This is a genomic window from Candidatus Methylomirabilota bacterium (genome assembly GCA_003104975.1).
Lineage (GTDB): Bacteria > Methylomirabilota > Methylomirabilia > Methylomirabilales > Methylomirabilaceae > Methylomirabilis.
In genome coordinates, this window is the sequence record PQAM01000008.1 from 282136 (window position 1) to 305084 (window position 22949).

25 protein-coding genes are annotated in these 22949 nt (G+C 59.7%); 10 read left to right on the forward strand and 15 right to left on the reverse strand.

Annotated features, from left to right (window positions below; all coding sequences use genetic code 11):
* The first annotated feature begins 221 nt into the window (after positions 1–221).
* Positions 222–545, forward strand: a complete 324-nt coding sequence (locus tag C3F12_04990) for a hypothetical protein (GenBank protein PWB47332.1) — start codon at positions 222–224, stop codon at positions 543–545.
* A gap of 114 nt (positions 546–659) precedes the next feature.
* Positions 660–806 carry a YHS domain-containing protein gene (locus tag C3F12_04995; protein ID PWB47333.1) on the forward strand — a complete coding sequence of 49 codons (147 nt, stop codon included), beginning with the start codon at positions 660–662 and terminating at the stop codon, positions 804–806.
* A 220-nt stretch (positions 807–1026) separates the two neighbouring features.
* Here C3F12_04995 and C3F12_05000 read toward each other — a convergent pair whose 3' ends face one another.
* From C3F12_05000 to C3F12_05070, 15 genes are all read right to left on the reverse strand, one after another.
* On the reverse strand, positions 1027–1476 hold the full coding sequence (locus C3F12_05000; protein ID PWB47334.1) for a hypothetical protein: 450 nt from the start codon (positions 1474–1476) through the stop codon (positions 1027–1029).
* A 169-nt stretch (positions 1477–1645) separates the two neighbouring features.
* Positions 1646–1906, reverse strand: a complete 261-nt coding sequence (locus tag C3F12_05005; GenBank protein ID PWB47335.1) for a hypothetical protein — start codon at positions 1904–1906, stop codon at positions 1646–1648.
* Positions 1903–2103, reverse strand: coding sequence for a hypothetical protein (locus tag C3F12_05010; GenBank protein ID PWB47598.1), 201 nt, complete (start codon positions 2101–2103; stop codon positions 1903–1905). Before C3F12_05010 ends, C3F12_05005 begins: the two co-directional genes overlap by 4 nt.
* A gap of 28 nt (positions 2104–2131) precedes the next feature.
* The gene (locus C3F12_05015) at positions 2132–2374 is read right to left on the reverse strand and encodes a type II toxin-antitoxin system prevent-host-death family antitoxin (protein ID PWB47336.1); all 243 of its coding nucleotides are present in this window, start codon (positions 2372–2374) and stop codon (positions 2132–2134) included.
* 120 nt (positions 2375–2494) lie between these two features.
* Entirely contained in the window at positions 2495–2851 is a 357-nt protein-coding gene (locus C3F12_05020) for a toxin-antitoxin system HicB family antitoxin (protein PWB47337.1), read from the reverse strand.
* Complete coding sequence (locus C3F12_05025) at positions 2848–3114, reverse strand: hypothetical protein (GenBank protein PWB47338.1); 267 nt, start codon at positions 3112–3114, stop codon at positions 2848–2850. The genes C3F12_05020 and C3F12_05025 overlap by 4 nt, the downstream gene beginning before the upstream one ends.
* A 101-nt stretch (positions 3115–3215) precedes the next feature.
* On the reverse strand, positions 3216–4382 hold the full coding sequence (locus tag C3F12_05030) for a multidrug ABC transporter permease (protein ID PWB47339.1): 1167 nt from the start codon (positions 4380–4382) through the stop codon (positions 3216–3218).
* A gap of 16 nt (positions 4383–4398) precedes the next feature.
* Complete coding sequence (locus tag C3F12_05035; GenBank protein PWB47340.1) at positions 4399–5556, reverse strand: ABC transporter ATP-binding protein; 1158 nt, start codon at positions 5554–5556, stop codon at positions 4399–4401.
* Positions 5557–5563: 7 nt separating this feature from the next.
* On the reverse strand, positions 5564–6283 hold the full coding sequence (locus C3F12_05040) for an ABC transporter ATP-binding protein (protein ID PWB47341.1): 720 nt from the start codon (positions 6281–6283) through the stop codon (positions 5564–5566).
* Positions 6284–6302: 19 nt separating this feature from the next.
* On the reverse strand, positions 6303–7514 hold the full coding sequence (locus C3F12_05045) for an efflux RND transporter periplasmic adaptor subunit (GenBank protein PWB47342.1): 1212 nt from the start codon (positions 7512–7514) through the stop codon (positions 6303–6305).
* Positions 7515–7543: 29 nt separating this feature from the next.
* The gene (locus C3F12_05050) at positions 7544–8386 is read right to left on the reverse strand and encodes a hypothetical protein (protein PWB47343.1); all 843 of its coding nucleotides are present in this window, start codon (positions 8384–8386) and stop codon (positions 7544–7546) included.
* Positions 8358–10346: a squalene--hopene cyclase gene (shc, locus tag C3F12_05055; GenBank protein PWB47344.1), complete on the reverse strand. Its 1989-nt coding sequence runs from the start codon at positions 10344–10346 to the stop codon at positions 8358–8360. Before shc ends, C3F12_05050 begins: the two co-directional genes overlap by 29 nt.
* Positions 10347–10351: 5 nt before the next feature.
* Complete coding sequence (gene hpnH / locus C3F12_05060) at positions 10352–11353, reverse strand: hopanoid biosynthesis associated radical SAM protein HpnH (protein PWB47345.1); 1002 nt, start codon at positions 11351–11353, stop codon at positions 10352–10354.
* Complete coding sequence (locus tag C3F12_05065) at positions 11350–12147, reverse strand: carotenoid biosynthesis protein (protein PWB47599.1); 798 nt, start codon at positions 12145–12147, stop codon at positions 11350–11352. Before C3F12_05065 ends, hpnH begins: the two co-directional genes overlap by 4 nt.
* Before the next feature lie 388 nt (positions 12148–12535).
* Positions 12536–13654 carry a transcriptional regulator gene (locus tag C3F12_05070; protein ID PWB47600.1) on the reverse strand — a complete coding sequence of 373 codons (1119 nt, stop codon included), beginning with the start codon at positions 13652–13654 and terminating at the stop codon, positions 12536–12538.
* Positions 13655–13931: 277 nt separating this feature from the next.
* Between C3F12_05070 and speD the strand changes: the two genes are divergently transcribed.
* From speD to dprA, 8 genes are all read left to right on the forward strand, one after another.
* Positions 13932–14366, forward strand: coding sequence for an adenosylmethionine decarboxylase (speD, locus tag C3F12_05075; GenBank protein PWB47346.1), 435 nt, complete (start codon positions 13932–13934; stop codon positions 14364–14366).
* Positions 14335–15252: a polyamine aminopropyltransferase gene (locus C3F12_05080; GenBank protein PWB47347.1), complete on the forward strand. Its 918-nt coding sequence runs from the start codon at positions 14335–14337 to the stop codon at positions 15250–15252. The genes speD and C3F12_05080 overlap by 32 nt, the downstream gene beginning before the upstream one ends.
* A gap of 140 nt (positions 15253–15392) precedes the next feature.
* Positions 15393–16856: an arginine decarboxylase gene (locus tag C3F12_05085; protein ID PWB47348.1), complete on the forward strand. Its 1464-nt coding sequence runs from the start codon at positions 15393–15395 to the stop codon at positions 16854–16856.
* Between the two features lie 157 nt (positions 16857–17013).
* Positions 17014–18561, forward strand: coding sequence for a protein translocase subunit SecD (gene secD / locus C3F12_05090; GenBank protein PWB47601.1), 1548 nt, complete (start codon positions 17014–17016; stop codon positions 18559–18561).
* 114 nt (positions 18562–18675) lie between these two features.
* Positions 18676–19614: a protein translocase subunit SecF gene (gene secF / locus C3F12_05095; protein ID PWB47349.1), complete on the forward strand. Its 939-nt coding sequence runs from the start codon at positions 18676–18678 to the stop codon at positions 19612–19614.
* Between the two features lie 251 nt (positions 19615–19865).
* The gene (locus C3F12_05100) at positions 19866–20432 is read left to right on the forward strand and encodes a phosphoheptose isomerase (protein ID PWB47602.1); all 567 of its coding nucleotides are present in this window, start codon (positions 19866–19868) and stop codon (positions 20430–20432) included.
* Positions 20433–20446: 14 nt separating this feature from the next.
* Positions 20447–21514: a hypothetical protein gene (locus C3F12_05105; GenBank protein PWB47350.1), complete on the forward strand. Its 1068-nt coding sequence runs from the start codon at positions 20447–20449 to the stop codon at positions 21512–21514.
* A gap of 189 nt (positions 21515–21703) precedes the next feature.
* Complete coding sequence (dprA, locus tag C3F12_05110; GenBank protein ID PWB47351.1) at positions 21704–22837, forward strand: DNA-protecting protein DprA; 1134 nt, start codon at positions 21704–21706, stop codon at positions 22835–22837.
* The last annotated feature ends 112 nt before the right edge of the window (positions 22838–22949 follow it).

Consider the following 22949-nt stretch of genomic DNA (forward strand, 5'->3'; position numbering starts at 1 on the left):
ATAGCAGCCGGTATTCTGTGTCAGAAATTCGATGAAAAGGTCGACACCCTCTGAGTCGTCATTCCTGCGAAAGCAGGAATCCAGAACCTACGTTCTTTCCTGGATTCCGACTCGTGCCCGCGACGCGAGCTTGGCCGGAATGACGTCCAGAAAGCTGCAACGAATGTCGAGTACACGATTTTGGTTCGGGTTGATTGGTAAGAAGGGAGGTGAACGCGTATATGGAACAAGATCCAATGAAGCAATCCGATAGGCGATGGGCGTTAAAGATCATTGGCGGAGGTCTGGTGGGCCTCCTCGTCGGGCTGGCGACCGGTGGACTTGCTGTGGCAGGTGGGGATGGCAGCCTGCCGGGGATCCCCAGGCGTCCTCGCCCGGCGACACCTTCGCCCGCGCTGTTCAGTGGCAAGCTGGCTGAGACTTATCGGATCGCCAGGGAGGTACCGGAGCTGATCGAGCAGATGCCGTGCTATTGTGGCTGCTACGGGATGGCGGACCACCGGAACAACCTCGACTGTTACGCGGATCGGCATGCGGACACGTGAAGGATGTGCCAAGACATTACGCTGGATGCGTATGCCATGTACAAGCAGGGGAAGAAGGTTCCAGAGATCAAGGCGGCAATCGATCGAAAGTATGCGCGATAAAAGGAGAGAGCGATGGCTATCGATCCCGTGTGCAAGATGACGGTGAATGAGAAGCAGGCGGCGGCGACCGCCGTCCATCAAGGGGTGACCTACTATTTCTGTGCCGTGGGCTGCAAGCGCGCCTTCGAACAGTCGCCGGAGAAATATCTTTCGAAATAGGAGGCCGAGGCGGGATGTATTGTGTTTAAGCTGCTCGGAGGGCGTCGACGATTTTGAGGCGCGCGGCGCGCACTGCGGGCAGGAATCCGTCCGCGAGTCCCATCGCCTATCCAACCCATGGGTTGTGCCGAGTAATCGTCTGTCCATGACAAGATGTTCTGTGTCCCAGCCATGGAGAGTTGAAAAACCTTCCGGCAACTACATACCCTGGACGGTCAGTTTACGGGCACTTCGCGAAAAATGCCTCGTACAACTCAATAACTCGATTTTTTAGGTTGATTATCTCGTACCGACCGACGTCTGTTTTAATATCGATCGTATCTTTCGCTTTTCCTAAACGACTCACTCCCAATTTCGTTCTGCCTATACCCCCTGGTACGTGGACAATATCCTTGGCAGTCGGAGTATATGTGAGCGAGTAGTGTTTACTCGCGTTTGCGATGTCGCGGCAAATCTGTAAATATTCACTCTTTCGGATTGTATCGAGATCAGCTTCCTGTTCAGGAGCCCACGTACCGGGCTTCTTCTTGAGCCACTCGTAAAGATGCCACGCCGTCACGGCGAAATTGAACACGTTATCGGCACTGACACCCTGATCCAGCCGTGCTGCCTCCCTTCGTAATTTCTCAAAAAGATCTACAGGTGAAGTCAGTTGGAATGTAATGCTCATTGCGGCTTCCGCATAGGTAACCTGACCATTAACCACACTAGTCGAGCTATCGGTACAGGGCTGATCGACCTCGTGTAACCTTAGAGCCCCAAACGGTTATCGCGAGTCTCTTGCCGTTCCAGGGGCTTGTCAATATTTTTCAGATTTCGCCATTGTCGACAAACGTCGATCAGCCAAAACGCTTGTCGTACTCGGCATGCGACCCGATCCAGAACCACTGAACTCCGTCAGGGACTAATACGCCGAGGGCGCGGTAATGCATACCGACTCGGACGCTACGGAAGCGTCCGCCGTGCACGGATTTGAAGTGTAGGGAGGGGTGTGCCGGATTCTTTTTGAGGAGAGTGAAACAGCGTCGGGCGAGATCTTGAACGTCGGGTGGCAGAGTATCGAAACATCGCCAGAATCCACTCGACGTGAAGTGTCTCACATCTCGCGCGCCTTACCCGCACGATATTCGACTAGTGCCTCTTTAGCTAACGCATCGAACTTTCCGGCAGCGGCATCCGCCTCGATTTGGGCATCCCAGGCAGCAGCATCGAACTCCAAGAACCAACGTCGAAACTTTGCCAGTTCCTCCGGAGGAAGTTGTTCGATAGCGCGTTCGATCGTCTCTACAGTTGTCATGACGCTCTCCTTGCAGCGAGCCTTCATTTTACCAATCAAGCACCTCGTGACACTTCCCGACAGGCGTTTTGAAGCCCTTGCGAATCGACGCACGCATTCCCGGGATCGCATTCAGGTATAGCGTCTCCTGGATGGCGCGCCAATCGGCTTCCGATACGAGCACGGCGGAATGACGCTTGCCAGCGATCTGGATCGGTTCGTGGGAATCGGCAACATCGTCCAGAAGCGCGTACAGTCTTTTTCGGGCCTCAGTGGCGGTTATACTGGTCATATGCGTCTCTCCAATCCCCTATGATGGCGTACGGTGTACCGTACGCCATATCTATTTCGATGGTCCCGTGTGTTATTCGGCACCGAGCATCATCTGCGCCTGAAAGCCTATCTAGGCCTGTTAGGCGACCTTCCCTGCCTTGGGGCCGCGTGCCAAACTCGTCGCTTGCGTTAGCACTTCGGCCACCCATCTTTCAGGTTTTTTCCCCGCCTTCTCAGCGGCTAAAACTACTCGGCGGTGTTGTTCGGGTGATAGCCGTACCGTCAACTGACCCGCAAACGGTTGTTCCGGCTCTTCCCCGCGCTCGGCGCAGAAAGCCAAATAATCCTCTACCGAATCCTCAAACGCCCGACGTAGTTCATCCACCGATTTGCCCTGAAACGTAATCACGTCGCGGATGTTGATCACCTCTCCGTGAAAGAGATTGGCTTTATCGTCGAACTCGGTGTGGGCTAGATAGCCTTTGTACTCCATCATGGCATCACCCCTGCTTCTGTCAAAAAACGGCGCATTGCCGCAACCGCGCCTCGATCAGTTTCTTTTCCGGGATGGGGACAATGAAATACCGCGCGAACGCCCTTGAGGGCAATGCGCACTCTTGAACCGCGTCCTTCAGTGATATCTGCTCCGCAAGCGACCAATAAACGCTCGATATCTGCCCAATGGATGTTGGCACGCACAGGGTCTGCAAAGACGGCTTCCAATGTCTTGCGATGCTTCGCGCTCAGCCTTGGTTGCATGCTGATTCTCTAGCTTTTCCAATAGCCTGTCAAGGTTTCGGTCGGTAAGTGTCCCTGTTGCTACCCGGCACTGGCTCGGTGGGGATCCAGATGCCTTTGTATCAAGCTGCTCGGAGGGCGTCGACGATTTTGAGGCGGGCGGCGCGGACGGCCGGCAGGAAGCCGCCCAGCAGCCCCATGGTGAGCGCGAAGACGAGCGATTTCCAGACGATTTCCGGCGTGAGAGCGAACCGGAACGCCAGCTCCGAGAACGACTGCCAGTTCATCGTCGAGATCTGGACGAGTTGCATTGCCGAGGCGCACGCCAGTCCAACCACCCAACCGACGAGTCCGAGAAACAGCGCCTCCAGGAGAAACGCCGCCAGGATCGCACCCCGGCGGAATCCCAGCGCGCGCAGGGCGCCGATTTCCGACGTGCGGATGGCCACCGCTGCGTACATAGTGATCATGGCGCCGATCATCGCGCCGACCGAGAAGATCACCGAAAGGGTCAGCCCGAGGTAGCTGATGAAGTTCGACATGGCCTGCGACTGCTCCTCATAGAAGGAGCGCTCGCGCTTGACGTCGAGGGTCAGCCGCGGATCGGATTCCAGCCGCCGCTTCAGCGCCTCGAACTGCGACGGGTCGGTCAGCCGCGCGGCGACCGACGAGAACGCCGTCCGTCGAAACGCCTGCATCATCTGCTCGCCGTCGCCCCACACCTCCGAGTCGAACGCCGATCCGCCGGCGTCGAAGACGCCGACCACCGTCCAGTGACGACCGCCGAAGCGCAGTCGTTCGCCGATCCCCGTTCCGTCGAAGCGCTCGGCGATACTCCTGCCCACGGTGATCTCGGTGCTGTCGGGCCGAAACATCCGCCCAGAGACGACCCGGACCTGGGGGCGAAGGGCGAGGCCCTGCGCGCCGACCCCCCGCACGGTCACATTGGTCGGTACGCCGGTCCCGCGCTTGGGTTGCGTGATCAGGACGACCACCTCCTTCGAGGCCATTCGCACCCCGGCAGGACCGGTGGCGATCTCCGGCTGGCTCTCGATGATGGCTGCCTGCGCGCGGGCGACGGCGCTCTGGATCTCGGTGCCCGAGGAGCGGCGGCTTACCAGGATGTTGTTCGGCTGTCCGGTCGCGACGAGTGTCTGCTTCAGTCCCGCGTCGAGCATCATCACCGCCGCAAACACAAAGACCACGAGCGCCATCCCGCCGGCAGTCAGTGCGGTGGTCAACTTCCGGGTCCAGAGGTTCCGGACACTGTATGAGACCGGGATCGGCATCGCGTACCCTCCGCCATCACCCGATGGCGCGCAGCCCCTCGACGATCTTGACCGTCGCCGCCCGCCGTCCCGGGACGACCGCCGCGGCGATCCCGACCCCCAGCGCGCAGACGATCTGCAGGGCGACGGTCTCGCCGCTCACCTCAAACACGGGAAACAGCGTCCCCACCTTTGCGGCGAACCAGGCGGCGACCGGAAATGTGGCGACGATACCGATGACCGCGCCGCTGGCGGCGATGGCGACCGATTCACCGAAGATGAGCGCTGCGATATAGGCCGGTGAGAAGCCGAGGGTCTTGAGCGTCGCGTACTCGCAGAGCCGCTCGCGGGCGGTCATCGCGATCGTGTTGGCCATGACCGCCAGGATGATGACGATGACGACATAGGAGACGATCCGGATGGCGATGACCAGCGCCTCGGTCTGCTTGACGAAGCCGATCTGAAAGGCGCGCTCGGTTTCGGTCAGGGTCTCAGCCAGCGAGTTCTTGAAGACGGCATCGATGGCGCGACTCACCTCGGCGACGCGGTCGATGTCGGTGACGTCGACAAGGTAGACGCCGACCTGATCGGTCTGACGGATGGCGCGCTTCTTGATCGTTTCGTTCAGATACTCCCAGTGAAAGAACATCTGCGAGGTATCGGTCTTGGTGTCGACGCCGTCGTAGATGGCGCGCACCGTGAACTCCCAGGTGCCGGGGTAGATCGTCCCGCGCAGCGGTAGTACGTCGCCGACCTTGAAGTGGTAGGTGTCGGCGAGCTTGCGGCCGACCACGGCGCCCTTGCGGTCGCGCAGAAAGGCGGCAAACTCCTCCGGCGCGACGACATATTCGCGGTACATGGCGAAATAGGTGCGCGGTTCGACGGCGAATTGCGGAAAGAAGTTTTTCGGGTCCTGATAGATGCCGGCGAACCAGGTGGCGTACGAGACGGCACGCACCCCGTCGACGCCGCGGATCTGGTCGCGATAGCTGAGCGGCAGATGGAAGACCAGCGAGACCGCGTTGCGCGTGACCAGCCGCGTCGGGGCCGCCCCGGCCGCCCCGGCGTACCAGGCGTCCACGACCGTTTGCAGCAACCCGAACGACAGGATCGCCACCACCAGGCCGAGCAACGTCAGCGCGGTGCGCAACTTGTGGCGGAGCGCATTCCGCAATACGAGCTTCAGAAACTGCACCGGACGTTCACCGCAGCGACCGCTCGTGCACGTCGTCCGCCGTCGACAGCTCGCCCTTGTCGAGATACATGATCGCGTGGGCCTGGTCGGCGGCGCGTCGGTCGTGGGTGACCATCACGATTGTCTTACCGAGGTCGGTGTTCAGGCGGTCCATGAGCGTGAGCACCTCCTCGGCCGAGTGTCGGTCGAGATCGCCGGTCGGTTCGTCGGCGACAATCAGGCGCGGGTCGGTAATGATGGCCCGCGCGATGGCGACGCGCTGCTGCTGTCCACCGGAGAGCTCGGATGGGTAGTGGGCCATGCGATCGGACAGACCGACGAGCGCAAGCGCGGCCTCGACGTGCTCCCGTCGCTTGCGGCGGTTCAGACGGGTCAGCGTGAGCGGCAGCTCGACGTTCTCAAAGGCCGTGAGAACCGGTATCAGGTTATAGAACTGGAAGATAAAGCCGACGGTTCCGGCGCGCCAGTCGGCGAGTTCGGTCTCCGACAGCCGGGTGATGTCAACGCCGTCAAAGAGGATCTCGCCGGTGTCGGGCTTGTCGATTCCGGCGATCAGGTTGAGCAGCGTCGACTTGCCTGATCCGGACGGACCCATCAGGCCGAGGAAGTCGCCTGCCCGCACCTGAAGGGTAATATCGGTCAGCACCGGTACGACCTGTCCGCCGCGCCGGTAGGACTTGGCGAGGTTGTGGATATCGATCAGCGGCCGAGCGGCAGTCTCATTCACGGGTGTGTGCCTCTTACCGTCACTTCCGGTCCGTCTTGACGCGCGTGCCGTCGGTCAGTTTGTCGAGTGGTGTGAGGGCGACCTTCTCCCCTGTCGGAACGCCGCGAATCTCGACAAGATCGCCGAGTGTGCGGCCGGTCTCGACCGTGGTGCGCATCGCCCGGCCCTCTTTGACGACGAACACGACCTGCTGTCCGTTGCGCTCGACGACCGCCTGTCTTGGGACGGCGATGACGGACTTCCGTTCCTCGGGCGCGACCTCGCGCTCGAGGAACGCAACCTTCGCGCTCATGTCCGGCAGGACGCGCGTGTCACGCTCCACAAGCCCGATTTTGACCATCACCGTCGCCTTCGCGCGGTCGACGGTCGGCACGATCCGGTTCACGACGGCGGCAAAGCGTGTATCGGGTATGGCATCGAGTTGGATCTCGCACGGCTGGCCGACTGTAATCCGACCCAGCGACGACTCGGCCACGTCTGCCTCAACCTCCAGCGTCGACATATCGGCGATGGTCACGACCGCGCCCTTGGTATCCATGGCGCTTGAGAACGGGGTGATGTTGTCGCCGACGTTGGCGTTCTTGGTCAGGACCACCCCGTCGAACGGCGCGCGGATCAGCGTCTGGTCCAGCGCGACCTCCGCCGCCTTCAGGTTGGCCCGCGCTACTGAGATGGCGGCCTCATTCGACTGAGCTGTCGCGCGCGCCTTGTCGGCCCGCGCAACCGCCGTATCGAGCTCCAACTCGCTGACAAACTTGTTCTGCCACAGCTCGCGCCAGCGTGCCAGGGTACGTTCGGCGTCGCGCAGTTCGGCCTGCGCCTGCTCGAGGTTTGCCGTCGCAACCTTAACGTTGGCTGCTGCCTGCTCGCGGCTTGCCGCAACGTCGCGGCTCTCGAGCCGCGCGATGACCTCGTCCTTCTTGACGTGGCTGCCTTCCATGACGCCGAGCCATTCGAGACGCCCCGTTGCCTTCGACGCTACCGCCGCCTTGCGCTGTGCGACGACATAGCCGGTGGCGTTGAGTGCGGTGACCGCCTGCGATGGATATGCGGTCGTGACCGTTGCGGTCTCTACCGTCACCGTACCACCGAGGCCGCCAGAGAAACCGAGTATCGCCGCAACGACCAAGAGGGCGACGCCTGCCGCCCAGGGCCACAGCCGTCGACGCGCGCGCGGGATACGGGCCGCACTCTTGTCGATGCTCAGCTTCGAGAGATCGGGATTTGCCACAACGAACCTCTGGAGGTGTAGACCACTGGTCAGCTCAGGGTAGTCGAGAGCGCCTGGAGTAACAGACCGAGGCGGGCGCAGATTGCCTTTGTTCGAACGCCCAGTCCGATCAGGTACGGAACGGCGAACGGGTGCGTGATTAGATAGCGCATGAGCGGAAGGGGTTGCGGCTCCCCGTGGCCGTTCAGAAACTGATCAAAGCCGACCGTAATATCTTCATCGACGGTGTCGAGGACGCCGCGAACGGCCAGGAACGGGATGGAGCGGGCCGCGGCGGCGAAGGCGATAGCGGCACTCTCCATATCCAGGGCCGTTGCGCCCGACTCCGCCGCCAGACGGCGTTTGTCCTCTGCCGTCAGGACGATGCGGTCAACGGTGAGGATCGGACCAAGGCAGTACCGACTGTTCCACCGTTGGATAACGGTGACGGCCGCGTCCTGCAAGCCTGAGTCACAGGAGACACTCTCCAATGTCGAGTCGCCTGCTCTGTGTGGGCGTTGTTGAGGGTCGCGTCGAAGAACCTGCCCTGAGCCGCGTCGAAGGATCACCCGGTCCGCCACAACCAGGTCTCCGGTCCGCAGCTCAGGATCCAGCCCGGCAGTCACGCCCAGCGATAAGGCGGCAGCAATAGACGTGTCTTCGAAGAGGCGGCGGGCAGCGGCTTCGGCGTGATCCGGTCCCACCCCTGTTCGCGTCAGCAGGAGATTCCGGCCCCCTGTCTCAACCCGGACGATCGAATCCGATCGGTGCGCTGATTGACGGGTGGGCGGCAGGGCGGTCGCGATCGGCTTCATCTCTGCCCGCGTCGCCACGAAGACGGCGAGCGGCGCGCTGCTGACCCGATCAGTCTGAGGGGGGTGCGCCGTTGTCATTGTGGCCGGAAGCGGCCTTCTGGAGCAGGGTACGATACAGGGAAAGGGCCCAGAGTGGGAAGTAGAGTCGATAGAGATGATACCGCAGGTAAAAGACGCGGGGGAATCCTGTTCCGGTGAATTCCCGTTCCTCCCACCCGCCATCCGCGCCCTGGGTTCGGAGGAGATAGTCGATGCCCTTTTCTACTGAAGGGTGCCGTACGACACCGGCGTGTAAGAGCCCCAAAAGCGCCCAGGCGGTCTGGGAGGCAGTGCTGGGACCCTGACCGGCTGTCCGCGGATCCTCATAGGAATGGCACGATTCGCCCCAGCCGCCGTCGGGATTCTGATGACCGATCAGCCAGTCAACGGCCCGCCGGATGTACGGCTGGTCCATCTGTTCTCCGATGCCTCGAAGACCCGCCAGCACCGCCCAGGTTCCGTACAGGTAATTGACCCCCCATCGGCCGTACCAGCACCCCTCGGGTTCCTGTTCGCGCTTCAGGAACGCGATCGCGCGCTGCGCCACCGAGGTGGCGTTGCTCCAGCCCAGATGGCCGAGCATCTCAAGCACCCGCCCCGTCAGATCCGCCGTGGGTGGATCGAGCAGCGCCTTGTGATCCGCGAAGGGGTGTTCGTTCAGGAACCGTTTGTTGTTGTCCTTATCGTACGCGGCCCAGCCCCCATCGCTCGACTGCAGTGGGAGGACCCACTTGAGCGCCTGCCTGATCGCCGCCTCTTTGGTGGCCTGATCTGGGAGAACGGTCTTGATCAGGGCGGTCATGACCACTGCGCTGTCGTCGATGTCGGGATAGAACTCGTTTTCAAACTGAAAATACCAGCCGCCCGGTTCGGCGTCCGGAGCCTTGACCTTCCAGTCGCCCACGGTCTGAGTCTGCCTTGAGAGCAGCCATTGACATGCGCCAACCAGGACGGGATGGTCGACGGGAAGCCCGGACGTGAGAAGCGCATTGACCGCGAGGCAGGTGTCCCAGACCGGGGAAAGACACGGTTGCAGGTGGAGGGTCCGTTCGTCTTCCACCTCGAGGGCCTCGATCTGTTTGAACGCTCCGGCTACTACAGAGTGCTCGACCTCGTAGCCCAGGCATCGCAGCGCGATGACCGAATTGGCCATGGCCGGAAAGATTCCGCCGAGGCCGCCTTCTCCCATGCGGCGAAGCATCCAGTTGGTCGCTCGTTCTATCGCCAACTGGCGGAGGCGCTGGTTCGGACGTCGCTCATACCAGTGGAGCAGTCGGTCGACGGCCAGGAAAAGGTTTTGCCACGACACCAGCCGATGGTCTTTGGGAAACCGGTAGTCATGCTTCGGCGCAGGCTCCGTCCGGAGTTCCATCAGATCGGCTCCGGTCGGGACGGGTATGACCGGCTTATGAGCGAAGATGATCATCAACGGGGTGAGTACGGTCCTGGACCAATAGGAGATCTCATGCATGTTGAAGAATGACCGCTCCGGAAGGAGGAACGGTTCAACGGGCATGGCCGGGACGCCCCGCCAATCGAGTTGGCCGAAGATGGCGAGCGCAAACTTCGTAAAGACGTTGGCGTGAAAGAGGCCGCCCTGACGGAGGATGAGCTCTCGGGCCCGCTGCATGAACGGCTCTGTCTGAGCATAGCCGCAGAGCTTTAACGCGAAGTATGCCTTGACCGTGGTGCTCAGGTGGCTTGGTCCGCCATAGTAGATGTTCCAGCCGCCATCGGGCAGTTGTGTCTCGCGCAGATAGGCCGCAGCCTTCCGCTGTTTGGTTGCGTCGACCTTGCCGAGCAGATAACGGAGCATGATGTACTCGGAGGTTAGTGTGGTGTCGGCTTCCAGCTCCGCAACCCAAAAGCCGGCGGGATCTTGCATGGCCAGGAGTCGGGCCCGCGCCTGATCGATCGCCTTATCGAGCGGGCTTCTATCGGCTCGCAGAGTATCGGCCGCCGTCTCAAGCTGTTGATTCCTATTGGATGATGTCGCCATGCTGCCTACTCCAGAAAGTTCCAGACGGCCATCCTGAGCATGTCCTTCGGGCTGTTTCGGAGTCCGCGGACGACGGAGGCCTCGAAGCCGGAGTGCATTTTACAGTTGTAACAGCGCAGATCCTGGCGGGATTCCCAGTAGTCCCAGTCTACGCTTTGCCAGAACTCCTCGAATGTTCGGTAATACTTTTCCCCGATGAGGTAGCAGGGCCCCCTCCAACCTTGGGGGGTGTAGGTCACGGTGCTCCAGGGGGAGCAGGGATACTCGCGCAGGCCGGCCGCAAATTCGAGAAACATCGGGGTGGAGGTCAGCCGATACCGCGTCGACAGATCGAGCACTCGCTGGAACTTTTGGTGGATCTCCTCGCGCGCCAGGAAGAAATCGGACTCGATCGAGGCGTAGTGATATCCCGGGGACAGGAGCATGCCGTCCACCTGATACTCGCGCAGCAGGCGGCACAGCGCCTCGACCTCATCCATGTCGGTCTCTTTGAAGATCGTCGTATTAGTTGTCACGCGAAAGCCGAGCCTCTTCCCCTCCTTGATCATCTCGAGCGCCTTATCGAAGACCCCCTCCCTGTCGCAGACCTCGTCGTGGGTTCGCTTCAATCCATCCAGGTGGATGTTGATCGAGAGTCGGTTGTGCGGCGCGATTTGGCCGTAGACGGTCCGATCGAGCAGCAGCCCGTTTGTGCAGAGGTAGATGTGGCGCTTGCGCGCGATGATCCCCTCCACCAACTCCTTCAGTTCGGGGTAGATGGTGGGCTCTCCACCGCAGAGCGAGACGACCGGAGCGCCCGAATCATCCGCCGCCTTCAGGCACTCCTCGAGTGTTAACCGGTCCTCGATGCGTCCGGTGTGTCGTTCGACAGAGCATCCGAGGCAGGCCAGATTACAGGTGTAGAGCGGTTCCAGCATGAGGACGAACGGATAACGTGCCTGCCCTTTCAGCCCATGGCGGACCTGGTGTTTGATCATATCGGTGGTGATGTGCAGTGGAAATCTCATGACAGCACCCTGCGACCGACAAGCGTATGCGCTGACCCCTGCTGCCAGTAGCGTTTGAGGACCAGCCAGGTAATCGGGGTGTACAACACAATTCCGGTGATCCCGAGCAGCATTTCGCCAATAATAAAGGTCATCACGAGGTTGAAGACCAGAATCAGATAGTAAAGCATGACCCCACAGAGGATCGGTTTTACACCAGGGTTCGATCCCCTCTCCGGCGGCAGGGCGCGGTCAACCTGTTGGAATATTGCGATTGTCACGAATCCGACAATTGCCCACCCAAGAAAGTTGGTGAGCGGCACGCCGAAATAGATTCCCGGTTCCGGATATTCGTAGATCTTTCCCAAAAACCAGCGATCGCCCCTCAGCGCGACCGGGTCAATTACCACATCGATCAGCATGAAGAGAAAGGCCGTCAGCACCAAAACCGGGAAGGACCGTCTGGCGGCGACCACCTCTTGATCGCTTGCGCCGACAGGCAGCCTGAGCCATTGCGCCAGTGTGAAGCTGACGTACGCAAGAAACGTAAACGAGAGCGAATCCATAAACGGGACGTTGCTGATCCACAGTTCCTGACCGATGGTGCTCGGAATATAGCTGTAAAAACCGAATGGAATTCCGTTCCTGGTCGAGGAGTATTCGGCCGTGAATGCGACGACCCAGGCGATTGCTGTCAGCAGCGCGGTCCGCTGCCACCCGATGGCAACGGTCGCCGCCGTCAGGTAGAACGCCAGGAATACAAATACGTAGGGTCGTAAGAAGACCGTCGCGATAAGGAGTTGAATCGTCTCCACCATTCAGCTCCCTCATGGCAGCCGTCCCCATATGCTCCCACATCCTGCGTGAACAGTGATAGTGTCAGCGGTGGGTCAGCGGGTCAGGGACGCGGTCGATACCCGGCCTTCGGGACGCTCCGGCCATGAGAATGGATACTACCCCAAGGGTAGGGTGCATTCCAAGCCGCAGACCTACCGTATTGTGGCAATATAGGCCACTGCAACTGATCAGCCATTGACCGTTCACGCGGGATTTTTATATATATCACATCTGGTCGAGCGCTGGCAATCCCAAAAGAACGTAGCGCTCGCAGGAGTGTTCTCACTGCCGAGCGTTCCCACCGGCATTGAACGTATGAGGATGGTTCCGTGATGAAAGGCAGTTATCACAGGCCGGTCTGCGGGATCATCCGTCGTAGAAGGTTTGGATGGCATCCACGACATATTCCAGCATCGGCTGGGTCAGCTCCGGATAGATCGGCAGAGCTAATGCCTCTCTGGCGGCCTGTTCGGACGCCGGCATGTCCCCTTCCTTGTACCCAAGGTACTGGAAGCAGACCTGCAAATGGAGCGGCACAGGATAGTAGATGTCGTGGCCGATGCTCCGAGACGTAAGGAAGCGACTCAACTCGTCTCGCCGTGAAACCCTGATGACATACTGATTGAAGACGTGCCGTTCATTCCTCGGAATGTCCGGAAGCCGGATCCGATGCTCCAGACCCATCTTACGGAAGAGGGCATCATACGCTTTGGCATTGCCGATCCGCTGTTCGATCCACCGATCGAGGTGTGGAAATTTGACCCCCAGGACGGCTGCCTGCAACTCATCAAGGCGGAAATTACCGCCGAGCAGCGAGTGGAGATATTTGGTTGACGCCCCATGGTTCCTGAGAGACACAAGCGTTGAGGTCAGGGAGGGGTCGGCGGTGACGACCATCCCGCCATCGCCGAAACCGCCCAGGTTTTTTGTGGGATAAAACGAGAAACAGCCCACCTGCCCGATCGAGCCCGCCCTCCTGCCGTATTCATCCTCTGCTCCGATCGCCTGGGCGGCATCTTCTATAACAGCGAGGTTGTGCTGCGCAGCCAAGGTGCGGATCGGCTCCAACTCGGCGCATCGACCGAACAGGTGGACCGGGAGGATCGCGCGCGTCCGCTCCGTGATTCGATCGACAATCCGCTTCGGATCAATCGTGAAACGGATCGGATCGATATCGACGAAGACCGGTGTGGCCCCGGACCTGACGATAGATCCCGCCGTCGCAATAAAGGTGTATGGGGTCGTGATCACCTCGTCCCCCGGGCGGATGTCCAGGGCCATGAGAACCAGCAGGAGGGCGTCGGTACCGGAGGAGACGCCCACCGCGTGGGGGGTTCCACAATACCGCGCCATCTCATCCTCAAGCCGCCGAACCTGCGGGCCAAGGATGAACTGCTGATTGTCGCAGACCTCATCCATTGCACGCCTGATCTCGCGCTTGATGACCGCGTACTGTGCTTTCAAATCGAAGAAGGGGACCCGCATCATATTCATATCCGTCTGGATGCCAGCACTATTGTCTACGTTACGTTATCACTTTTAAAAATTCTACGCACGTCTGCCGATGAAGTCTACAGCTTTTTCACGATGTCGTCCGATCGACCGTCGTGCCGACTGAGGAACGGAAGAGAAGGGGACGAGAAATTTCGCGACCCCCTCATTTTTTTCTTGCATTTCTCTCAAAACGCGATATAAGGCATTTGCGTATAGACGTACGGGGAGGTGGATATCGAACAACAATTTTACGAGGGGGGGTAGATCGTTGCAAGCACTCGGGAAACACCTGTTGGTGGAGCTACACGGTTGTAACCCAGAGTCGCTGAAAAAAGCTGAAGTTGTCAGGGATATTCTGGTTAGTGCGGCGAATGCCTGTAAGGCTACTATTGTTGACACCTCCTTCCACGAGTTCAATCCCTTTGGTGTGAGCGGCGTGGTTGTGATCGCCGAGTCTCACATCTCGATTCACACCTGGCCCGAATACCGGTATGCGGCGGTCGATATCTTTACCTGTGGGGATGTTCTCAGACCTGAGGTAGCCGTCGATTATATTGCCGCCCGCTTTCGGTGCAAAAAGCCGTCGGTGGTCGAGATGCGGCGGGGGATCATCCCAGGACATGTCGGGAAGTTGATCCATAAACTCAGTTCGTCCATCGAGAAGGTTGTCGATGCCGATCAAGAGCTTTCACTGGTTCATTGAAGCGCTGGGTCCTGATGAGGGACACCTGCACGGAGTTCGGCGGGCCCTGTTTTCGACGCAGACCCCGTTTCAGTCGCTCGATATTATGGAGCTCGGCAGCTACGGGAAGGCCCTGATCCTCGACGGCAAGATCCAGTCGAGCCTCCTTGATGAGTTTATCTACCATGAGACATTGGTCCATCCGGCGATGCTCAGTCATCCGGCCCCCAAGAGGGTATTCATTGTGGGCGGCGGGGAGGGGGCGACGCTGCGGGAGGTCCTTCGGCACCCGACGGTGGAGCGGGCGCTGATGGTCGATATTGATGAGGAGGTTGTCAATCGATGCAAAGAACTGCTCCCCGAGTGGCATAAGGGCGCGTTCGACGATCCGCGCGCCGAGGTTCGTTTCCTGGACGCCAGACGCTATCTGGAGGAGACGGACGAGCGGTTTGACGTGATCATTATCGATATCTCTGAGCCGGTGGAAGAGGGTCCGGCCTATCTCCTGTTTACGCGGGAGTTTTATCATATCGTACATCGTTGTCTGACCGATCAGGGGGTGATCGCGCTGCAGGCAGGTGCGGTCAGTCTCTCAGATCTATCCTGCTTTACTGCCATCCACCAGACCTTGCGCACTGTATTTCCCGTCGTAGCCCCTTACTGGGCGACGATCCCCAGCTTTGCCCTCCCCTGGGGATTTTCTATAGCTTCGAAGGGGGCCGACCCGCGAGCGTTTAACCCGGATGCGATCGATCGCCTGATTGCCGAACGGATGGGGTGTGACCTGCGGTATTATGATGGGCAGACACATCAGATGTCGTTTCTCCTCCCCAAGTATGTACGGCAGCGGCTTGAAGAGGAGAAGCGGATCATCGAGGACAACGCCCCCCTCTTTACCTTCCACTGAAAGACAGGGTTTAGGGTGAAGGGTTTAGAATGCAAGATCGGTCCGACGAGAACTTATCCTACAAACACACATCCCATGGTTCTTTGCTCTTCTTGCCCCTCCTATACCCTATACCCTAACCCCTATCCCCTGTTTTTGTGATGGTTCCCGAACGACAGTATAGGACTCCCCTCTTTGATGCGATGGTCAACCTGGCGGAGAGCCGCAAGGTCTCGTTCCACACCCCCGGGCACAAGAGCGGCAAGGGGATCTCGACTCGCTTCCGCAAGTTCGTCGGCCCCAAGATCTTTACGATCGACCTGACAACACTTGACGAGGTCGATTGTCTGCAGCGTCCGATCGGGGTTATCAAGGAGGCCCAGGAGTTGGCGGCCGAGGCATACGGAGCCGATCACTCGTTCTTTCTGATTAATGGAACGACCGGCGGCAATCATGCCATGATCCTGTCAACGGTCAGACCGGGAGATGAGATCCTCATCGCGAGGAATGCGCATAAATCGATCCTGACCGGGATCATCCTCAGCGGCGCGATACCGCGCTTCTTCCTGCCGACCTTCGACCCGGAGCTGGGCATGCTGTTAAACGTGACGGCCGAGGATGTGGGGCGCGCCATGGCGCAGCATCCGAAGGCCAAGGTGCTCTCCCTGACCAGTCCGAATTATTACGGCGTGACGGCCGACCTATGCGCTATCGTCGCGATGGCCAGGCGCCGGGGTGTCGTCGTGCTGGTCGACGAGGCGCACGGTCCGCACCTGCATTTCCACCCGGGCCTGCCGCCCTCGGCGCTTGATGCCGGCACCGACCTTTGCGTCCAGTCCACCCATAAGATCCTGGGGGGGATGACCCAGTCCTCCATGCTGCACCTGAAGAGTGCGGCGATCGATTATCCTAGAGTTGTCAAGCTGCTGCTGCTTCTGCAAAGCACCAGTCCGTCGTATATTTTGATGGCCTCGTTGGATCTGGCCAGAATGCAGATGGCGACCGAGGGGGAGAAGCTGTTGGATAAAGCCATCAACCTTGCGCAAGACGCGAGGAACCGTATCAATCGGATTCCCGGTCTCTCCTGCTTTGGGGAGGCTGAGCTGCGAGATCGGGATTTCTTTCTGGATGTGACGAAACTGACTATTTGCGTCAAGGGACTCGGTCTCAGCGGATTTGAGGTGTCTGCTATCCTGAACGCCGACTTCGGCATCCAGGTAGAGATGGCCGACCTCTTCAACGTCCTTGTCATCGTGAGCATCGGGGATCGCAGGGATGACCTGGATCGGCTGGTCGCGGCGCTGGAGAGTCTGGCCGGGCGTGGTGCCCGATCCCGCGATCTGCGGGCTGTTCCCTCTTTGCTGCCGCCGTTGGGTCGGGAGCTTCATCGAACCCCGCGTGACGCCTTCTTTGGCCCTTCGGAGTATCTGCCGCTTGCAAAGGCGGAGGGGCGTGTCAGTGCCGACATCATCACGATCTATCCGCCCGGTGTGCCTGTCCTTGTGCCGGGTGAAGAGGTGGGGTTGGCCGCAATTGACTATCTACTGTCGCTTGCCTCGTACGGGGCGCGAATCGACGGGGTCTCAGAGCTGGATGAGCCCCAGATCCGCGTCCTATGCGACTGAGCCCTTCCCCTTGAACTTTTCCATTGCTTTTTCGGTACCGTTTCCGTATATTTTGCCGTCCGAATATTCCTGCGGCGTTGCGTGTTGCTAAAGAGGCGGACCTAGTCGAATGAAAAAAACGGTCGTCTGGAAGACCCTCTCGCTCTTGGGGGTCACCGTGATCGCGGGGTACTATCTGTTTCCCACGCTGTCCGGTCGGCCGTCGCTGCCGTCACTGCTGCCGCCGTTACTTCCGCGAGCTGAGCGACTTAATCTCGGACTCGATCTGCAGGGTGGGATGCATTTAGTGCTGGAGGTCGCGACCGAAAAGGCAATAGAAAACACCATCGATCGACTGCTGGCCGAATTGCGCCGCGAAACCGAGAAGGACAGCATTGCTGTCGAGCGGATGACTCGCGAGGGCAACGACCGGATCAGGGTCAAACTTCAGGCGAAAGAGGGCCTGGAGGGATTGCGACGCATCCTGAAGGATTATAGCAACCTGGAACAATCCGGCGGTGCCGATCCGACCGAACTGGTCCTGAGCCTGGCCTCTGGTGAGGCGAAGCGGATCCAGGAGTCGGCCGTCCGACAAAGTCTGGAGACCATTCGAAACCGCATTGATCAGTTCGGGGTCGCCGAGCCTCACATTGTTCAGGAGGGAGATCGGCGGATTGTCGTCCAGCTTCCCGGCATCAAGGATCCGCAGCGTGCCATTAATCTGATCGGGAAGACCGCCCTTTTAGAGTTCAAACTGGTAGTCGAGGATGCCAATCTTGCTGAAGCTATGGCCGGCAAGATCCCAGTGGACGATCAGCTTCTGTATCTGCGTCGTGGAGGGGGGCAGAACGAGACCGGCAAGATCCCCCTTGTTCTGCACAAGCAGGCCGTCCTCAGCGGTGATCTGCTGACCTCGGCTCAGGTGCAGATCGACAGCCAGACGAATCAGCCGGTCGTCTCTATAGAGTTCGATCGGGAGGGGACACGACTCTTTGGTGAGGCGACGGCGGCCAATGTGGGCCGACGCCTGGCCATTGTGTTGGATGATACGATCTATTCGGCGCCGGTCATCAGGGAGAAGATCCCCGGCGGCAAGGCCCAGATCTCCGGAAGCTTCACCATGGAGGAGGCGCGCGACCTGGCGATTGTGTTACGGGCCGGCGCACTCCCCGCGCCCGTCGATATCATTTCGAATCTGACGGTTGGTCCGTCGCTCGGTCTGGACTCGATTCAAAAGGGTGTGCAGGCCGCGATTTTCGGCGGCGTTCTTGTCATCGCCTTTATGGCGATCTACTACAAGTTGTCCGGGGTTATCGCCAACCTTGCATTACTGCTGAACCTGATTTGGCTGGTCGGGGCATTGGCCAGTCTCAGGGCCACGCTGACACTGCCGGGGATCGCGGGAATCATTCTGGGAATCGGGATGGCGGTGGATTCGAACGTCCTGATCCTGGAGCGGATTCGTGAAGAGCTCCGATTAGGTAAGACGGTCCGGTCGGCTATTGATGGGGGCTACGACAAGGCCTTCTTCAGCATTGTCGATTCCCATGTGACGACACTGATTACCGCGTTTGCGTTGTTTTTGTTCGGGACCGGGCCCGTGAAAGGCTTTGCGGTTACGCTGAGCCTCGGGGTTATCTTTAACCTGGTGACGGCGCTGACGGGCACCCGAGTCGTGTACGATTGGATGACCCAGCGGTGGAATCTGAAAACCTTAAGCATCTAAAGACAGGGTACAGGGTGTAGGGTATAGGGTATGGAAAAAATGGCTAGTGAGTTCCGGTCCCCAACCCCCAACCCCCAACCCCCAACCCCCAACCCCCATCCCCTAGGGTTAACAGTGATTGAACTTCTCGGCAAGACACAGATTGATTTTGTTGCCTGGCGGCGGATTGCGTTTATCATATCGTCGATTCTCTGCCTGCTCGGCATTGTTGCGATCATTCAGATTGGGCGCGGCGCGGCGAATCTCGGCATCGACTTCGCCGGCGGCACCTCAGTGCAGCTCAAGTTCAACAAGCCGGTGGACCTTGGTCAGATCAGGACGCTGCTGGCTGAAAGTGGGCTGAAGGACAGCGAACCCCAGCAGTTCGCCGGCGGGGACCGGATCATGGTTCGTGTGAAGCGTGCGGAGGACAGTCAGGTCGGGATGGCCCAGCGGGTACAGGACATTTTTTCGAAAGGGTTACCCGATAATCCCTTTGTCGTAGAGGGGACGAATGAGGTCGGACCGGCCATAGGAAAGGACCTGCAGAAGGCCGCCTTATGGGCGATTACGATTTCTATGCTCGGCATCATCGCCTATATCGCCTGGCGTTTTGAGTTTAAGTTCGGGGTGGCTGCGGCCATCGCTACCCTCCACGACGTCCTGGCGGTGCTGGGACTTTTCATGGTATTAAACCGGGAGATCACCCTGCTCATCGTCACCGCGTTGCTCACCCTTGCCGGGTATTCGCTGTCTGATACCGTGGTAGTTTTCGACCGAATCCGTGAGAACCTTCGGGGCCGACGGAAAGAATCGCTGGGCGAGATCATCAACATAAGCATCAATGAGGTCGTGAGCCGGACGACCGTGACGGGAATCACGGTTCTATTGGTTTTGTTTGCCCTCTTCCTACTCGGCGGGGAGGTGCTCCACGATTTCTCTCTCGCGCTTATCGCCGGTATCGGTGTAGGGACCTTTTCTTCCTGGTTTGTGGCTTCTCCCATTGTCTATGAGTGGCGTATATGGGAGCGGGCCAAAGTGCAAGCCTCCGCTAAGGTCAAAGCCAAGGGATAACACGGCAGTCACATCCCCTGCAGTGCCTTTGCCTTTTTTCTCCTTGACAATCAGACTCACCATAAGGTAATAGCTCCGCTATAACCGCGATTGATGCGATTCCATTGTCGGTTCTACGTACCAGGTTCTGCGTTCCACATGATAGACATGGGAATGTTACAACGCGTGGTGGCTCAGATGTGGGACAGCCGTTCAGCCTGGGATCTGATGTCAGGAATATGAAACCCGACGTCGGATATTGGCGTCGGGATATGGCCGAGGCGATATTCCGTGAGAGCGCCGAACTTACGCTTGCCTTTCTGGAGGGTCACCTGGACCTGATGGTCCAGGCCGCCACAGCGGTCGCAGGCGCTTTGCGAGCCGGCAGGAAGATATTAATCTTCGGCAACGGCGGGAGTGCGACCGACGCACAGCATCTGGCGGGCGAGTTGGTCAACTGTCTCTTGCTTGACCGACCGGCGCTCCCGGCCATCGCCCTGACCACTGACGGCTCAATTCTGACGAGTATCAGCAATGACCGGGGTTACGCTCAGGTGTTTGCCCGTCAAGTTGAAGCCCTAGGCTCTGCGGGCGATGTGGCTATCGGAATCAGTACAAGTGGCCGATCTCCGAGTGTCATATGTGGAATCGAAGCGGCGAGCAAGATGCAACTTCGCACCGTTGCGTTTACCGGCAGGGATGGCGGAAACCTCGCTGAGTCAGTGGACTATGCGTTTGTGGTGCCCTCTCAATCGACACCCAGGATTCAGGAGGTCCATGCCACGCTGGGCCACGCCCTCTGTCAGATGGTCGAGACCGAGCTGTTCGGCGCGCCGTAGGTAAAGGAGAGCCCGTGGAAAGAGGGAAGAAGCGGATTGCGCTCGTCACGCTGAGCATCATCCTGGCAACCGCTCTCCCGGCGTGGGGGCGATCGCCGCGTTCAGCAAGGATTCGAGAGGATCTTACCCTCCCATCGGTGACCGGCCTTTCAACCCGCCACTCCCAGATCACTCGCGTACAAACGGTTCGCCAATCAGATGGGCCTGCGCCGACGCGACAGACGGGTCGCGGGGGCGTCTCAACCGATCTCGATTGGTTCGTAGCCGATCCTGAGGCGCTGAGCGCCGCGTCAGCGCTATTGATGGACGCCGATACGGGCGCGGTACTGTTTGCGAGGTACCCCACGGAGCGACGCTCCCCCGCCAGTACGACGAAGATCATGACGGCGCTCCTTATTTTGGAAGAGGGACGGCTGGATGACCAGGTGGTGATCAGTGAGCGGGCCGCCGCTGTCAGCGGCACCGGGCTGGGACTGCGACGCGGTGAGCGGATTATGCTTCGAGACCTGTTGTGGGCGATCCTGTTGAAGTCTGCGAACGATGCCGCGTTGGCCGCAGCCGAACATGTCGGTGGAAGTGAAGCGCGGTTTGTTACCCAAATGAATGCGAAGGCAGCCGCTCTGGGGATGCAGGGGACATGGTTCGCGAATCCGCACGGACTTGACGATCCGGATCACTACTCAACCGCGTACGACTTGGCGATCCTGACTCGTCAGGCCTTGCGTAATCCGACGTTCGCCCGCATGGTCCAGACCCGCGAGGTTCGAATCGCCATCCTGACGGGGCGAAGAGGAAACGTGGTGAAGCGAAGGGTGATCCGCACCCACAATCAACTGCTCGGACAGTTTGTCGGGGCGGACGGTGTCAAGACCGGCTACACGTCATCAGCCGGCCGGTGCCTTGTCGCGTCGGCCACGCGGGGCGAGCGCCAACTGATCGCCGTTCTCCTGAACGATGTCCGTCGGTGGAGTGAGGCCGTCGCATTGCTGGAGTACGGTTTTGCCGCGCTCGGCGGCGGAGGCTCCGGTCTCGGGGTATCCGATGGAGGCGCTGCCGATATGCCGAAAGGTGAAGGGGGCTAAGGCCGTCCTCTGCCACAACGATTCCGTATCCCGCTTTCTTCCGCCTTTCCTATGAGAGACGTGCCGCCGGAAATTCGCAGGTCTGCTCACTCCATTCAACCTGTTGCCTGCATACGTACGGAAATAACCGGATCGGTTTGAGGGCTGACGACCGGCAGCTTTTCACATAGTGACGAGGCGATAGAGGTCATGGGTGAAACTAGGCAGCGACTGACGGAGCGGGAAGCCTGGCTGGCGCTCGGTCTGATCCCTGAGGTCGGCTCGGCCACCTTTTACCGCCTGGTAGAGAGATTCGGTTCGGCCGAGGCTGTTCTCGAGGCCGATATAGAGGCGCTCACGCAGATTCCGGGCGTGAGCCTGCAGAACGCGCAGACCATTGTCTCCTTTCCCTGGCGTGATGCCCTTCATCGGGAACTGCGAGTGATCGAGGCACGAAGTCTTGGTCTGGTGCGATTCGGTGAAGCGGGATATCCCGAGTTGCTGGCCGCCATACATTCACCACCGCCGGTTCTCTATCTGCGAGGTGCGATGAGAGCGGAAGATCGGGTGGCTGTTGCGGTGGTCGGTTCGCGAACGGCCAGCCCGTACGGCAGCGCGATGGCGGAACAGATCAGCGCAGAACTCGCACAGCGCGGGGTGACGATCGTAAGCGGCATGGCTCGTGGGATCGACGCCGCGGCGCATCGAGGGGCGCTGGGGGCGGGCGGGCGGACCGTCGCCGTACTGGGATGCGGAGTCGGGGTCACCTATCCTTCCGAGCACGCGGAACTGGCCGATCAGATTGCCGCACGAGGCGCCCTGATCAGCGAGTTCCCTGTTTTTACGCCGCCCAAGCCGAGCCACTTCCCGCGCCGGAACCGGATCATCAGCGGCCTCGCGCGGGGCGTCGTCGTGATTGAAGCCGGACTCGACAGCGGGGCGCTGATCACGGCGAATTATGCGCTGGAGCAAGGGCGCGATGTCTTCGCGGTTCCCGGACAGGTCACATCGCGCCTGAGTCGCGGGTGCCATCAGCTTATTAAGGCGGGCGCGAAACTGACGGAAGGGTGGGAGGACATCTGGGAGGATATTGAGCCCCAGGTGTCGGCGCCGACACAGATCGAGCTGGATCTGACCCCCATGAGGGGTCCGCTTGAGCCTGAAGAGACCCTGATCGTCGATACGCTGGAGGCCGGACCGATGCAGATCGATGACCTGATCGACCGGACACAGCTTCCGGCCGGTCAGATGGCGTCACTCCTCTTGTCGTTGATGCTCAAGGGGATGATCGAGGAGCTGCCAGGGAAAAGTTTTGCCAAGCGGCTCCGGCCGGTAAAAAAATAGGGTGGAGGGTGTAGCGTGGAGGGTGCAGGGTAGAAAATCAGCGGCTAGTAATGTAGGGGCGCCGCTTGCTGCGCCCTATGGGGCAGGGAAAATCCGGCTCCTACGCTGATAG